Here is a 14,352-nt window from a genome sequence, read left to right on the forward strand (position 1 = left end):
ACCGGCCCGGGCCGTCGGCACGGACGAAAGAGGAGAGACGGCTGAGATGCCGAAGATGAAGACGCACAGCGGTGCGAAGAAGCGGTTCCGGCTCACCGGATCCGGCAAGGTTGTCCGCCGCCGCGCCAACCGGCAGCACCTGTTCGAGCACAAGCCGTCCACTCGCACGCGCCGTCTCGAGGGCGTCGTCGTCATGTCCGACGCCGACACCAAGAAGATCAAGAAGCTGCTCGCGAAGTAACGACCCGGGGAGATAGAACAACATGGCACGCGTGAAGCGGGCGCTCAACGCCAAGAAGAAGCGCCGGGTCGTCCTCGAGCGGGCGAGTGGTTACCGGGGGCAGCGGTCGCGGCTCTACCGCAAGGCCAAGGAGCAGATGCTCCACTCGATGACCTATGCGTACCGGGACCGCAAGGACAAGAAGGGCACGTTCCGCCGGCTGTGGATCCAGCGGATCAACGCCGCCGCCCGGGCCAACGGCATCACCTACAACCGCTTCATCCAGGGCCTGCGCCTGGCCGGCATCGAGGTGGACCGCAAGATCCTCGCGGACCTCGCGGTGAACGACACGCAGACCTTCGCCACGCTGGTCGAGTCCGCCAGGAAGGCGCTCCCGTCCGACGTGAACGCGCCGGTCGCCTGAGACCTGCGCGAAGACGAGGGCCCGCCGCCTGCGGCGGGCCCTCATCCACGTCGAGGGGGGACAAGCGGGCATGGCGGAGCTCACCAACATCAAGTCGCCGCGCGTCAAGGCGGCCCGCAGGCTGACCAAGCGCGCCTTCCGGGACCGCGACCGGGCGTTCCTGGCGGAAGGGCCGCAGGCGGTCCGCGAGGCCCTCGCGCTCAAGGACGTCACGGTCGAACTGTTCACGACGGTCGAGGCGGAGACGCGGCACGCCGACATCGTGGCCGCCGCCCTCGCGGCGGGCGTGCCGGTCCACCGCGCGAGCGGCGAGGTCATGTCGGAGCTGACCCAGACGGTCACCCCGCAGGGCCTGCTGGCCGTGTGCCGGTTCGTGCACGTCCCGCTGGCCGAGGCGGTGCCGCGGGGGGCCCGGCTGGTGGCGATCCTCGCCCACGTGCGCGATCCCGGCAACGCGGGCACGGTCCTGCGTACGGCCGACGCGGCGGGCGCCGATTCGGTGGTGTTCACCGACGCGTCGGTGGACCCGTACAACGGCAAGTGCGTGCGGGCCAGCGCGGGCAGCCTGTTCCACCTGCCGGTCGTGACCGGCACTCCCGTGGCGGACGCCGTACGGCACGCGCGGGAGGCGGGGCTGCGCGTGCTCGCGGCCGACGGCGCGGGCACCCGGACGCTCGACGAGGTCGCCCTGGACGCGCCCAGCGCCTGGCTGTTCGGCAACGAGGCGTGGGGACTGCCGCACGAGCTCCTCGCGCTGGCCGACGAGGTGGTGCGCGTCCCGATCTACGGGCGGGCGGAGAGCCTCAATCTCGCCACCGCGGCCGCGGTCTGCCTGTACGCCTCCGCGCGCGCTCAGCGGCAGACCTTACATTCCGTGGAAGATCCCACTACCCCCGCGCTCTGAGGCTGCTGCCGAGCCCGGGAAACCCGCTATTGTCGGCGAAGGAGTCGCGCAGGAGGCGGCGGCGCGCGCAGTTCCGGAGCTCGAGGAGGCGGTCTCGTGCGAGGTGTCGACACCCCCGGCGGCGCCCTTGAGGGGGACGCCGGAGGGCGGGCGCACATCGACGTCGACGACCTTCCCGACGGCCTCGTCGCCACCGACGCCGACGGCGTGATCCTGATGGTCAACCGGGCCGCCGAGCGGCTGACCGGAGTGACCCGTGAGGCGGTGGTGGGCAGGCCCATCGGCGACGTGCTGCCGATGCGCGACCAGGACGGGCGCGACTGGTGGAAATGGCTCGACCCGCAGGGCGGGCTGTCCACCCGCAGCCGCCAGCCGGAACGGCCACTGCACCTGCCCGGCCGCCAGGAGATGCTCGTCGCCGCGCGCTTCGTCCGCACGCCGCGGCGCGGCGGGCGCGTAGAGCGCGTCGTGATCACGCTGCGCGACGCCTCGGCGCGCGCCCGGATCGAGCGCAGCCGCGCCGACCTGGTCTCGACCGTCGCCCATGAGCTGCGCTCGCCGCTGACCAGCGTCAAGGGGTTCACCGCGACGCTGCTGGCCAAGTGGGAGCGTTTCACCGACGCCCAGAAGCGCGTCATGCTGGAGACGGTCAACGCGGACGCCGACCGGGTGACGCGGCTGATCACCGAGCTGCTCGACGTCTCGCGCATCGAGTCGGGCAGGGTGGAGATCCACCGCCAGATCGTGGACGTGCCGGCCCGGGCCCGCAGGATCATCGCGGGCCGGGTGGCGGCGGGGGAGCCGGAGGACCGCTTCCGGCTGGAGGTCCTCGGCGAGCTGCCCGAGATGTGGCTCGACCAGGACAAGATTGACCAGATCCTCGCGAACCTGGTGGAAAACGCGGTGCGCCACGGACGCGGTACGGTGACCATAGTGGTGGAGCCGGTCGAATGGGGAGTGGCGGTGTCGGTGCGGGACCAGGGTGAGGGCGTGGCGCCCGAGCTGGTCGGCCGTGTCTTCCGCCAGTTCTGGCGGGGCAACGGCCGCCGTCGCGGGGGGACCGGGCTCGGCCTGTTCATCGTCAAGGGCCTCGTCGAGGCCCACGGCGGCACCATCAGCGTGCAGCGCGCGCCCGGTGGCGGCGCGGAGTTCCGATTTACCTTGCCCACCGGCACCCCTGACTTCGCCTGAGCCTTTCCACAGGCCGATCGCGCGGATGACGGCCCGGTGGGCTGATCGGACTAGACTCGTTGCCGCTGAGCGCAGGGCGCTCGCAGGCCCCTGGATACGGAGCTCTCTCTTGTCGAACACCTATGACCCGGTCGAGGTGACGCCGCTGCACGCCGACGAGGTCGCGCGGGCGCAGGCCGACGCCCTCGCCGCCATCGCCGCGGCGCGCGACCTCGACGATCTGAAGCAGGCCAGGCTCGCGCACGCGGGCGACCGCTCGCCCATCGCGCTGGCGAACCGTGAGATCGGCGCACTGCCGCCCGCCGCGCGCGCCGAGGCGGGCAAGCGGATCGGCGCCGCGCGCAAGGCCATCGGCGAGGCGCTCGCCGCCCGCCAGGCCGAGCTGGAGGCCGAGCGCGACGCGCGGGTCCTCATCGAGGAGACCGTCGACGTCACGTTGCCCTGGGACCGCGCGCCGCGCGGCGCCCGGCACCCGCTGACCACCCTGCAGGAGCGCATCGCCGACGCGTTCGTGGCGATGGGTTACGAGGTGGCCGAGGGGCCCGAGCTCGAAGGCGAGTGGTTCAACTTCGACGCGCTGAACATCGCCCCCGACCACCCGGCCAGGTCCGACCACGACACGTTCTTCGTGGAGAGCGTCGACTCCGGGAAGGTGCTGCGCACCCAGACCTCGCCGGTGCAGATCAGGGCCCTGCTGTCGCGCCCGCTGCCGGTGTACGTGGTGTCGCCGGGCAAGACCTTCCGCACCGACGAGCTCGACGCCACGCACACGCCGGTCTTCCACCAGGTCGAGGGCCTGGCGGTCGACAAGGGGCTGACGATGGCCCACCTCAAGGGCACGCTCGACCGGTTCGCCGAGGTGATGTTCGGCGCGGGGATCACCACCCGCTTCCGGCCGCACTACTTCCCGTTCACCGAGCCGTCGGCCGAGCTCGACCTGCGCTGCTTCGTCTGCCGCGGCTCCTCCGCGGTCCCGGGCAACCCGCCCTGCCGCACCTGCAAGTCCGAGGGCTGGATCGAGTGGGGCGGCTGCGGCATGGTCAACCCGCGCGTGCTGCTCGCCTGCGGCGTCGACCCCGCCGTCTACTCGGGATTCGCCTTCGGCATGGGCGTGGAGCGGACGCTGATGTTCCGCCACAACGCCGAGGACATGCGTGACATGGTCGAGGGCGACATCCGGTTCACCCTGCCGTTCGGGATGGAGGTCTGATGAAGGTCCCGCTTTCATGGCTGCGGGAGTACGTCGATCTCCCCGCGGTCACCGCACAGGAGGTGGCCGACCGGCTCACCGCCGCCGGCCTCAAGCTGGAGGCCATCCACTCGCACGGCCACGAGATCAAGAACGTCGTGGTCGGCCGGGTCCTCGAGTTCGAGGAGCTGACCGGGTTCAAGAAGCCCATCCGGCACTGCAAGGTCGAGGTGGGGGAGGCGACGCCGCGCGAGATCATCTGCGGCGCGACGAACTTCTCCGAGGGCGCCGTGGTCCCGGTCGCGCTGCCCGGCGCGGTGCTTCCCGGCGGCTTCGAGATCGGCTCCCGCAAGACCTACGGGCGCCTGTCCGACGGCATGATCTGCTCGGAGGCCGAGCTCGGCATCGCCGAGTCCTCTCCGGGCATCCTGCTGCTGCCGCAGGACACGCCGATCGGCGCCGACGTGGTCGAGCTGCTCGGCCTGCGTGACGACGTGCTCGAACTCGAGGTCGCGACCGACCGCGGATATGCCCTGTCGATCCGGGGCGTCGCTCGTGAGGCGGCCATCGCGTTCGGCGTGCCGTTCCGCGACCCGGCCGCGAGCGAGGCGGAGTCCGGCGGCGGCGAGTCCTGGCCCGCGTCGATCGCCGATCCCACCGCCTGCGACCGCTTCGTGCTGCGCACGGTCACCGGCTTCGACCCGGCCGCCGAGTCCCCGCTGTGGATGCGGGTGCGGCTGGCCCGCGCCGGCATGCGCTCGGTCTCGCTGGCCGTCGACATCACCAACTACGTGATGCTGGAGCTCGGCCAGCCCCTGCACGCCTTCGACCGGTCGCGCCTGTCCGGCCCGATCGTCGTACGGCGGGCCCGGCCGGGGGAGACGCTGGAGACGCTCGACCACGTGGTGCGCACGCTCCACGAGGAGGACATCCTCATCACCGACGACTCGGGCCCGATCTCGATGGCCGGCACGATGGGCGGCCTGCACACGGAGATCTCCGAGACCTCGACCGACATCGTCATCGAGGCGGCGCACTTCTCGGCGACGGGCATCGCCCGCGAGTCGCGGCGGCACAACCTGGTGAGCGAGGCGTCCAAGCGGTTCGAGCGCGGCGTCGACCGCGAGCTGCCCCTGGCCGCGTCGTGGCGTGCCGTCCAGCTCCTGGTCGAGCTGGGCGGGGCCGTCGCCGATCCCGGGGTGACCCACGCCCAGGTGGAGGTCTCGCCGGTGCGGATCACCATCCCGGCCGACCACCCCAGCCGGGTGGCGGGCGTGCCGTACGAGCGGGAGAGCGTGATCCGCAGGCTGGAGCAGATCGGCTGCGTGGTGACGGAGGGCGCCGCCCCCGCGGCCACGGCCGGGCACGGCGTCGCGGCCACCGGCGTGCTCGCCTCCGGCGACCTCGCCGACCGGCTGGCCGTCCACGGCGACGACCTGATCACGGTCACCCCGCCGACGTGGCGTCCCGACCTGACCGACCCGAACGACCTCGCGGAGGAGGTCATCCGGCTCGAGGGGTACGACCGCATCCCGTCGGTGCTGCCGCCCGCTCCGGCCGGTGGCGGGCTGACCGAGGCGCAGCGGCTGCGCCGCCGGGTGGGCCGCGCCCTGGCCCACGCGGGATACGTGGAGGTGCTCGCCTACCCGTTCATGGGGCCGCGCGACCTCGACAACCTGCTGCTGCCGGAGCAGGACCCCCGCAGGCAGGCGACCCGGCTGGTCAACCCGCTCAGCGAGGACGAGCCGTACATGCGGACCACGCTGCTGCCGGGCCTGCTGAAGACCCTGGTGCGCAACGTGGGCCGCGGCTTCGCCGACGTGGCGCTGTTCGAGTCCGGGCTGGTCTACCGGCCCGAGCCGCAGGCCCCCGCGACGGCTCCGGTCCTCCCGGTCGACCGCAGGCCCACCGAGGAGGAGCTGGCGGCGATCGAGACGGCGCTGCCGAGGCAGCCGCTGCGGGTGGCCGTGGTGCTGGCAGGAGAGTTCGAGCGCTCCGGCTGGTGGGGCGAGGGCCGGCAGGCGTCCTGGGCGGACGCCGTCGAGGCGGCCCGCACGGTCGCGCGGGCGGCGGGCGTGGAGCTCGGCGTCCGGGCCGACCAGCACGAGCCGTGGCACCCCGGGCGGTGCGCCGCGCTGACCGTCACCGACGCCGAGACCGGTGAGCCGGTGCTGGCCGGTCACGCCGGCGAGCTGCACCCGCGGGTCGTCGAGGCCTACGGGCTGCCGCCGCGCACCTGCGCGATGGAGCTGGAGCTGTCGCTGCTGAGCCCGGCCGGGCCGGTGCAGACGCCCGCCGTGTCCGCCTACCCGGTGGCGACGCAGGACGTCGCGCTGACCGTCGCCGCCTCCACCCCGGTCGCCGAGGTCGAGGCCGCTCTCCGGGCGGGGGCGGGCGAGCTGCTTGAGTCGATCAGGCTGTTCGACGTCTACACCGGCCCGCAGGTGGGCGAGGGCAACAAGTCCCTGGCGTACACGCTGCGGTTCCGGGCGGCCGACCGCACGCTCACGGTCGAGGAGACCACGGCGGCGCGCGACGCCGCCGTCGCCCTCGCCGCCGAGCGCACCGGAGCCCAGCTCCGCGGCGCCTGAGCATGATCGCCTGAGCGGGTGCCGGCACGGTGCGAACGAGCACGCTTCACCGAGCGTGCTCTGAACGGGCACGTTCTTAATAAGCACGGTGCCGGCACCCGCGGTCGTCTCTCCCGGAGGAGCGGTGCGTCACCTGCTGGTGTTCCACGAGCGGGACAGCGCGGAGGAGTCCGCCGAGACCGTGGCCGAGCTGTTCCCGGCACTCGGCGTCCCCACCGTCGTCCGTGAGTTGCTCGCGGGAGAGGACGACGCCGAGGACGCCCAGTGGGTGGTCGTCGTGGACGATCCGGACGGCGCCCTCGGCCCGGCCGACCTCGCCCGGCTCGACTCCCTCGCCGAGGAGGGCGAGGGCTGGCGCGAGCCGGGCTGACCGCCGTCCTACCTGCCGTACACCTCAAGGGAGTACAGCGAGTAGCCGTAGCCGGTGGCGCGCTTGACGCCCTGCATGCGCACGTACCGCGCGCTGACCGGTGCGAACGCGACGTTGTCCACGCCGCCGTCGCCCGTGGTCGTCTGCGCGACGGTGGTCCAGGCGGCGCCGTCCGGCGAGGTCTGGATCCGGTACGACGAGCCGTAGGCCGCCTCCCAGCGCAGGATCACCCGACCCACGGTCTTCGCCGAGCCGAGGTCGACCTGGACGTACTGGTTGTCGCTCCACCCGCTGGCCCACCGGCTGCCCGGGTCCCCGTCTACGGCCTTCGCCGCGCTGTTGGATCCCTCCGTGCTGGACGCGCTCGCCGTACGGCCCAGGGCGAGGTCGGCCACGTCGTCTCCGCGGTGCGCGGGGAACGAGACGACCTGCTGGTAGGTCGGCCGGTTCTGCCAGGAGATCAGCGAGTGCTTGACGCCGCCGAGCGGCGACTGCCGGACGGCGTCGGCGCACCACTGGTCGCCCGCCGAGCAGGAGTCGTCACCCGGGTAGGTCGTCGCCGCCGGTTCGGCCAGCGCCGCCGACAGGCTGTCCAGCAGGACCGTACGGCAGGCCGCCACGGTCGCCCCGCAGTACTTCGCCGGCAGGGGAGCGGCCACCGCGTCGCCCAGCACGGCCCGGATGTCCTTGTCCACGTAGCCCCACCAGCCGTACTGGAACGACGAGCCCTTGTGGGCCTGGGCCTCGTTGGCCGAGCCGGGCAGCGATGAGACGTCGCCCTGCTGGTGCCCGGACGGCGACTCGTTGATCTGCAGCGCGTTGACCAGCGCCTGGTAGAGGCCGTCGCCCAGTCCGGGCCGGAACTGCGCCCGCACCAGCTTCGGCCACCACGCGTCGAAGATCCGGATGGCGTCCGCGTGGGTGTAGGTCTTGCTGCCCTTGGCGGTCTCCTCCCGTTTGGCGCCCGCGGCGGCCCAGGCGGACAGCTTGGAGACGGCCGAGGCCAGGGCGGGGTCGGAGATGGACGCGCTGTTGATCACGCGCAGCAGTTTGGGCAGCACCTTCCACCCGCGCAGGTCGGTCGTCGCGGCCGACGCCATGATCTTCACGACCCCGGCGCGGTCGAGGGTGCCCGACGACAGGGCCGCCTTGACCGGGGCGTCGAGCAGGTCGGCACGGTGGACCGCGCCGAAGCTGAAGTTGCCGTCGGCCGCGCCGAAGTCCTGGGCCTGCTTGTTGTTCCAGCTCACGAAGTAGTCCTGGTTGACGGCCTGGGGGTGGGCCGAGGCCGGGACGTAGGACGCCGTGTTGGCCGAGGGATCGAAGCCGCTCCACTCGTGCGCGGCGTCGCCCGTCATGGGCAGGTTCGGATCGGACACCGCCGACCGTACGGGGACGTTGCCGGACATGAAGTACGCCGCGTCGGCGGAGTTCACGTAGAACCAGTTGAACGCGAAGCCGATGGCGGAGGCCGAGTTGCGGAAGGCCGCCGCCGAGCCCATCTCGGCCGGGTCGTTGAACATCTGGAAGCCGATCGCGGAGTCGGCCTCGTGCTGGTAGGTCGAGCGCAGCGTGGTGAAGGCCGTCGGCACGCCGCCGACCGTGCCCCGCCAGGTGACCAGGCCATACTTGGTGCGCTTGATGACCAGGTCGTACGACCCGGCGGCGGTGGAGTCGGCCGTGTTGGGCTTCCAGGTGTTGGTCTTCTTCAGCGTCTCCATCGCCGTGCAGGTGCCGTGGTAGAGGTAGTGATCCGACGAGACCGTGGGGGTGCCGCCGTTCGGGTCGCACAGCGTCACGGCGTACGTGTCGGTGATGTCCTCGGCGGCGGAGGTGGCGCTCCAGGCGTAGTCGGTGCCGCGCCCGAGTAGCACGTAGAGGTTGAGCCCGGCGAAGGCCGCGCCCCGTGCCCGGATGCCGGGCCCGGACAGCTCCTCAAGCATGAGCAGTTGCGGCGCGAAGTAGCCGGTCTGCGGGCCGAACACGGCGATCGGGTGGCCTCCGGTCGCCTTGGCGGCCGAGACCACGATGGCGTTGGACATGTCCGGCTTGGAGTTGTCCACGGTGAGCCCGGTCAGCGCGCTTCTGACCTGCGTGGTCGCGGACGTCGCGGTGCCGGTCTCGTTGGCCGTGATGTCGACCGGTGCGGTCGTGCCCGCGTCGGGCAGCACCACTCCGGTCGCGCCGGCCGGGGCCGCCCCGAAGGGGAAGCTCTGCCCGGCGTGCAGGGTCAGCACGGTCTCCGGGTCGTTCTGGGAGCGGAAGGTCGCCCAGACCCGGTCGCCCTCGGCGGCGCCGTACTTCGCCCGCGCGGCCACGCGGACGAGGGCGGACTGCATCTCGGCGCCGCCGCCACCGCCGAACAGACCGCCGATCACGCCGGAGATCGCGATCAGGTCGGTCATCCGGAAGTCCTCCGGGCCGCCCTTGTTCGTGATCGCGTCGAGGTGGCCGGTGAGCACGTACTCACCCGGGCAGTCGCGGTCGGCCATGCAGTGGTCGATGTACGCGTTGATCCCGGCGACGTAGTTCTGCACGTCCGCGTAGAGCTGGGCGCCCCGGGTCCCGGCCGTCTTCAACCGGTCGATCTGGGCCTGGAGGTCGGCCTCGGTGTAGGGGGAGTTGCGCCAGACGCTCTGCTCCAGCTCCCTATTGCCGGCGGCGCCGCCGGCGAACGGTGTCAGCTCGCCCCGGCCGACGTGGCGCATGAGGTCCATCAGCCACAGGCGGTCCTGCGCGCCGGCGTATCCGGCGCCGAACATGGTGCCCTCGCGGGTGGTGCCGGTGACGTGCGGGACGCCGGTCGCCTTGTCGCGGACGATGGTGACGTCGGAGCGCGGGCTGACCGTGCTGTCGACCTGGTTCGCCGGCACGCCGAACGCGCTGTCGTTGAAGAACGCGGAGATCTGCTCGTCGGTCAGGCCGGTGTAGCCCGAGATGAGGTCGGCGTACTTGCCGAGCTGGTCCTTGCTGTGGGCCGGGTACGTGCCGAGGGTCTGGTTGCCAAGGATGTCCACCAGTGTGGCGTTGCCGTTCTGGCCGGGCGGCAGGATGTCCGCGCACTGGCCCAGGCAGTAGTCGTCGGGCGGGTAGTAGGGGGCCGCGGCGGCCGGCGCCGCCGGCAGGCCGACGGCGACGAGGGCCAGCGCGGCGGCAGCGGTGATCGCCCGTCGAAGGCGCGCGTGCATGGGGGAACTTCCCTTCGCGGTGTCGGGGGGTGAAGGGACCACTCTCTGTGCACAGAACGTGAGCAGTGCTCGACTCTGGACGATACGCGCGGGTAACCAGAGGATCAATGGGGTGATTCGTCGCCGGTGGCGGCGGCGCCGCGTCCGCTCTGCCGCCGTCTTGTGGAGGCGAAGCTCAGAGAGCGTCGATCTCGGTGAGGTCGATGTCGATCTCGAAGGGCACGGACAGCTTGAGCCGGTCGTGATAGATGCCGGTCAGCGCGTACGACGTGATCGCCGGGTCGAGTTCGTAGACGTAGACCGTGGGCCGCCCGGCCTGGCTCTCGATCCGCCAGAAGTGGGCGATCCCCGCCTCCGCGTAGAGTTGCGGCTTGCGCCTGCGGTCCCGCTCCTCCGAGTCCGGCGAGACGACCTCGACGACCAAGAGCACGTCACTCGCTTCGTACGCAGGGGGTGCGGCGCTCCCCCGGAAGAGCACCGCACCCCTGTGCGGAGGTCAGCCGACCCGGCAGGAGACGGACGGCCAGGTCCAGTTGCCGTTGTGCTGGATGGTCACGCCCCAGTTGTTGCCACTGCCGTTGGGCTTCGCGGTCAGCACCTGGGCGCTGGGATAGCTGGCGCTGATGTTCCAGGTAGCGATGACCTTGGCGGGGGAGGGGACGGTCATCGTCACGGTCCAGTTGCTGGAGCCGCTGACCGAGACGTTGAGGTTGTACCGGTCGCTCCACTGCTGACCCGCGGACAGCGTCGCGGTGCAGCTACCGCCGCCGGGGTTGGTGGGCGTGACGGTCGGCTGCCCGGTCGGGCCGCCGCTGCCGCCGTCGGGGGCGACCGCGCGTCCGGTGGACGGCGAGATCATGCCCGCGCACAGGTTGCGGCTGCGGAGGTTGGCCGCGATCTGCGGGATGGCCTGGACCGTCGTCGCGTACTGGTCGTGCATGAGGATGATCTGACCGTTCTGCAGCTGGCCGGCGGCCTGGACGATCTGCGCGGTGCTGGCGCCGTTCCAGTCCTGGGAGTCGACGTCCCAGATGATCTCCTTGAGGCCGAGCTGCTGCTCGATCGACTTGAGGGTGGAGTTGGTCTCGCCGTACGGCGGGCGGAAGAGTTTGGGCGCCGAACCGGTGGCCTGCTGGATGGTCTGCTGGGTCTGCTGGAGTTCCGACTGGATCTGCGAGCTGCTCAGCTGAGTCAGGTGGGAGTGGGTCCAGCTGTGGTTGCCGACCCACATGCCCGCGTCGACCTGGGCTCTGACGAGGGACGGGTTGTTCTGGGCGTTCTGCCCGATGTTGAACATGGTGGCCCGCAGGCCGTTGGCCTTCAACGTGTTCAGCAGGTTCGTCGTGTTGCTGGGATTGGGGCCGTCGTCGTAGGTCAGGCCGACGTACCCGGCGCTGCAGTCGGCCGCGCTCGCGGGCGCGGCCGACAGGGCCACGGCGGCGAACGCCGCGGTGAGGACGCTCGCGATCGTGGTGGCGAGCGTCTTGCGTAAGCCTGCACGTCTTGCGGTGGGCACGGTGCTGTCGGCCATGTCTGCTCCTCCAGTCGGGACGGCATCATTCTGGGAAGCGTCGCTGAAACATGTCAAAGACCGGCTAGAAACATTTCACACAGATGAGTCGGTCAAGTGCGGTTGCCCAGCCGAAACGCCGATGAACATTTCACGGCGTCGCGGATTCCGGCGGTCGGAGGGCGAGCGCGTGCTCGTCGGTCCTCGCGTCGTACTTGCGGAACCGGGGCAACGCGGCCGCCATCACACCGACCGCGGCCACGCAGAGCAGGCCGCCCGCCCCCAGAGAGAAGCGGGCGCCGCCCAACTGGGCCATGAACCCGGCCCGTGCGTCGCCCAGCATCGGCCCGGTCGAGTAGGAGAGCAGTTCGATGCCGGCCAGCCGCCCGCGATAGGAGTCCGGAATCGTCTGGTTCCAGATGGTGCCGCGGAACAGGCCGCTCACCATGTCGGCGCCGCCGGCGACGGCGAGGAACAGGAAAACCAGCCAGATGTCCGGCATCACGGCGGCGAGCGCCACGGCGACGCCCCACAGGGTGGCCGAGACGATGACGGCGAGCCCGTGCCGATGCACGTGGGCCGTCCAGCCCGAGGTGAGTGAGGCGACCACCGCGCCCACGCCGCCGGCCGCGTACAGCACTCCGACGGCCTTGGACGCGCCGAGGTTCTCGGCCAGGAAGGGGAACAGCGCGGTGGAACTGGCGAAGGCCATCGCGGCGATGTCCACGAGATAGGTGCCCATCAGGTCCGGCCGCCGCAGCGCGTACCGCACGCCTTCCAGCAGGGAGCGCAGCGACGCGGGGGTGGGCTCCTCGGCGCGTGCGACGGCGCCGACCCTGACCAGCAGCGCGAGGGACAGCAGGAACGTGGCGACGTCGAGGCCGTAGGAGGCGGCCGGACCGAGCGTGGCCACGATGAGACCGCCCGCGGCCGGGCCCACGATCATGGCGGCGTTGCGGACCAGGCCCTGCAGGGCGAACGCCGCGGGCATTCGATCCAGCGGCACCACCCGGTTGAGCAGCGCCTGCTCACTGGGCGAGCGTACGCTGCCGAGCCCGGCGGCCAGCGCGCCGACGGCGTACAGCACCCACACCTGCGGCCGGGGCAGCAGCGCGTTGACGAGCAGGAGCACCGAGGATAGGCACAACCCCAGCTCGCTGACTATCACGATCGTGCGCCGGTCGCGCGCGTCGGCGATCGCGCCGCCCCACAGTCCGCACACCACCATCGGCACGAACTCGGCCATGCCCACCAGGCCCACCGCGACGTAGGACTCGGTGAGCTGCTTCATCTGGTACGGCACGGCCACCGTCGTGACGACCGTGCCGAGCGTCGTGATCAACCCCGAGCCGAGCAGGAGGCGGAAGTCGCGGAACTCGCGCAGTGGGCTGAGATCCAGTCTCAGCCGCCGGGCAAGGGATTTCACAGAACGATCAGCGCTGTCGGCCACGACGAGTCATCTCAACGATCCGCCCGTCCGAGGGCAACTGATTTTCCCTTCGCCGGGGAACGCGACGGCCGTACGGCGAGGAGGTCGTCCCTTCTCGCCGTACGGCCGTCCGGGTCTCCCCGGGATCAGGGTGTCGTCGTGGTGTCCGTCAGGACGCGCTGCAGGTCAACGTCGGCGTGGCGGCGGTGCCGTTGGCGACGAAGCCGAAGGTGGTGGAGGCGCTCGCGCCCAGGCCGCCGTTCCAGGACTCGTTGCGCACGCTGACGGACGAGCCGGAGCCGGACTGGAGGCCTCCCCACAGCTGGCTGATGGACTGGGAACCGGGCCAGCTCCAGGTCACCGTCCAGCCTCTGATCGCCGAACTGCCCGCGCGCACCGTCACGTTGGACTGGAACCCGCCGGTCCAGGAGTTCACGGTCTGCATCGTCGCGGTGCACCCGCCCGGTCCCGGAGGCGGCGTGAGCGTGGGAGTGGGGCTGGGGGACTGCGGGTTCGACGGGGACGGAGAGACGGGGCCGCCGCCGTCGGGGGCGACCGCGCGTCCGGTGGACGGCGAGATCATGCCCGCGCAGAGGTTGCGGCTGCGGAGGTTGGCCGCGATCTGCGGGATGGCGGCGACGGTGGTGGCGTACTGGTCGTGCATGAGGATGATCTGGCCGTTCTGGAGCTGGCCGGCGGCCTGCACGATTTGCGCGGTGCTGGCGCCGTTCCAGTCCTGGGAGTCGACGTCCCAGATGATCTCCTTGAGGCCGAGCTGCTGCTCGATCGACTTGAGGGTGGAGTTGGTCTCGCCGTACGGCGGGCGGAAGAGTTTGGGCGCCGAACCGGTGGCCTGCTGGATGGTCTGCTGGGTCTGCTGGAGTTCCGACTGGATCTGCGAGCTGCTCAGCTGAGTCAGGTGGGAGTGGGTCCAGCTGTGGTTGCCGACCCACATGCCCGCGTCGACCTGGGCTCTGACGAGGGACGGGTTGTTCTGGGCGTTCTGCCCGATGTTGAACATGGTGGCCCGCAGGCCGTTGGCCTTCAACGTGTTCAGCAGGTTCGTCGTGTTGCTGGGATTGGGGCCGTCGTCGTAGGTCAGGCCGACGTACCCGGCGCTGCAGTCGGCCGCCTGCGCGGCCGTGGCGGACAGGGTCACGGTCGCGAGTGCCGCGGTCAGGACGCCTGCGAGTGCCGTGGCGAGCGTTCTGCGTAAGCCTGCACGTCTTGCGGTGGGCACGGTGCTGTCGGCCATGTCTGCTCCTCCGATCGGGGGAGGGCCGGGCGGAGCGAGTCGCCGGTAGGGGAGCGCCGCCCGGCCCCGGGGGTTCGCCGG

General features: G+C 71.4%; 11 protein-coding genes and 1 pseudogene. 7 read left to right on the forward strand and 5 right to left on the reverse strand.

Annotated features, from left to right (window positions below; genetic code table 11):
* The first annotated feature begins 46 nt into the window (after positions 1-46).
* The 7 genes from rpmI to Msi02_RS19125 all read left to right on the forward strand — a co-directional run bounded on the left by rpmI (position 47) and on the right by Msi02_RS19125 (position 6,889).
* The gene (gene rpmI, locus Msi02_RS19095; RefSeq protein WP_030504936.1) at positions 47-241 is read left to right on the forward strand and encodes a 50S ribosomal protein L35; all 195 of its coding nucleotides are present in this window, start codon (positions 47-49) and stop codon (positions 239-241) included.
* A 22-nt stretch (positions 242-263) separates the two neighbouring features.
* Positions 264-644, forward strand: coding sequence for a 50S ribosomal protein L20 (rplT, locus tag Msi02_RS19100; protein ID WP_139575007.1), 381 nt, complete (start codon positions 264-266; stop codon positions 642-644).
* A 70-nt stretch (positions 645-714) separates the two neighbouring features.
* Positions 715-1,548 (forward strand): TrmH family RNA methyltransferase, encoded by an 834-nt coding sequence (locus Msi02_RS19105; protein WP_204049598.1) that lies wholly within the window; start codon positions 715-717, stop codon positions 1,546-1,548.
* 96 nt (positions 1,549-1,644) lie between these two features.
* Positions 1,645-2,739, forward strand: coding sequence for a sensor histidine kinase (locus Msi02_RS19110; RefSeq protein ID WP_204049599.1), 1,095 nt, complete (start codon positions 1,645-1,647; stop codon positions 2,737-2,739).
* A 109-nt stretch (positions 2,740-2,848) separates the two neighbouring features.
* Positions 2,849-3,949 carry a phenylalanine--tRNA ligase subunit alpha gene (gene pheS, locus Msi02_RS19115; RefSeq protein WP_142648954.1) on the forward strand — a complete coding sequence of 367 codons (1,101 nt, stop codon included), beginning with the start codon at positions 2,849-2,851 and terminating at the stop codon, positions 3,947-3,949.
* A complete protein-coding gene (locus tag Msi02_RS19120) occupies positions 3,949-6,519 on the forward strand; it encodes a phenylalanine--tRNA ligase subunit beta (protein WP_204049600.1) in 2,571 nt (856 codons plus the stop codon). The genes pheS and Msi02_RS19120 overlap by 1 nt, the downstream gene beginning before the upstream one ends.
* 124 nt (positions 6,520-6,643) lie before the next feature.
* Positions 6,644-6,889, forward strand: coding sequence for a hypothetical protein (locus tag Msi02_RS19125; protein WP_204049601.1), 246 nt, complete (start codon positions 6,644-6,646; stop codon positions 6,887-6,889).
* A gap of 8 nt (positions 6,890-6,897) precedes the next feature.
* Here the strand turns inward: Msi02_RS19125 and Msi02_RS19130 are convergent, their stop codons facing one another.
* The 5 genes and pseudogenes from Msi02_RS19130 to Msi02_RS19150 form a co-directional block, all read right to left on the reverse strand.
* Positions 6,898-10,077: a penicillin acylase family protein gene (locus tag Msi02_RS19130; protein ID WP_204049602.1), complete on the reverse strand. Its 3,180-nt coding sequence runs from the start codon at positions 10,075-10,077 to the stop codon at positions 6,898-6,900.
* 175 nt (positions 10,078-10,252) lie between these two features.
* Positions 10,253-10,510 (reverse strand): annotated as a pseudogene (locus Msi02_RS19135) (Uma2 family endonuclease); the annotation flags it as partial.
* A gap of 63 nt (positions 10,511-10,573) precedes the next feature.
* Entirely contained in the window at positions 10,574-11,608 is a 1,035-nt protein-coding gene (locus Msi02_RS19140; protein ID WP_204049604.1) for a polysaccharide deacetylase family protein, read from the reverse strand.
* A gap of 130 nt (positions 11,609-11,738) precedes the next feature.
* Positions 11,739-13,013 carry an MFS transporter gene (locus tag Msi02_RS19145; RefSeq protein WP_239108518.1) on the reverse strand — a complete coding sequence of 425 codons (1,275 nt, stop codon included), beginning with the start codon at positions 13,011-13,013 and terminating at the stop codon, positions 11,739-11,741.
* A 172-nt stretch (positions 13,014-13,185) separates the two neighbouring features.
* Positions 13,186-14,271, reverse strand: coding sequence for a polysaccharide deacetylase family protein (locus Msi02_RS19150; protein WP_204049605.1), 1,086 nt, complete (start codon positions 14,269-14,271; stop codon positions 13,186-13,188).
* Positions 14,272-14,352: the final 81 nt, after the last annotated feature.

Source organism: Microbispora siamensis (assembly GCF_016863095.1).
Taxonomy (GTDB): domain Bacteria; phylum Actinomycetota; class Actinomycetes; order Streptosporangiales; family Streptosporangiaceae; genus Microbispora; species Microbispora siamensis.

What these genes read in the sequence shown, in the direction of transcription:
- Msi02_RS19150 (WP_204049605.1), bottom strand. Translation starts at nt 14,271, where the DNA reads ATGGCCGACAGCACCGTGCCCACCGCAAGACGTGCAGGCTTACGCAGA.
- Msi02_RS19140 (WP_204049604.1), bottom strand. Translation starts at nt 11,608, where the DNA reads ATGGCCGACAGCACCGTGCCCACCGCAAGACGTGCAGGCTTACGCAAG.
- Msi02_RS19130 (WP_204049602.1), bottom strand. Translation starts at nt 10,077, where the DNA reads ATGCACGCGCGCCTTCGACGGGCGATCACCGCTGCCGCCGCGCTGGCC.
- Msi02_RS19120 (WP_204049600.1), top strand. Translation starts at nt 3,949, where the DNA reads ATGAAGGTCCCGCTTTCATGGCTGCGGGAGTACGTCGATCTCCCCGCG.
- Msi02_RS19105 (WP_204049598.1), top strand. Translation starts at nt 715, where the DNA reads ATGGCGGAGCTCACCAACATCAAGTCGCCGCGCGTCAAGGCGGCCCGC.
- rpmI (WP_030504936.1), top strand. Translation starts at nt 47, where the DNA reads ATGCCGAAGATGAAGACGCACAGCGGTGCGAAGAAGCGGTTCCGGCTC.
- rplT (WP_139575007.1), top strand. Translation starts at nt 264, where the DNA reads ATGGCACGCGTGAAGCGGGCGCTCAACGCCAAGAAGAAGCGCCGGGTC.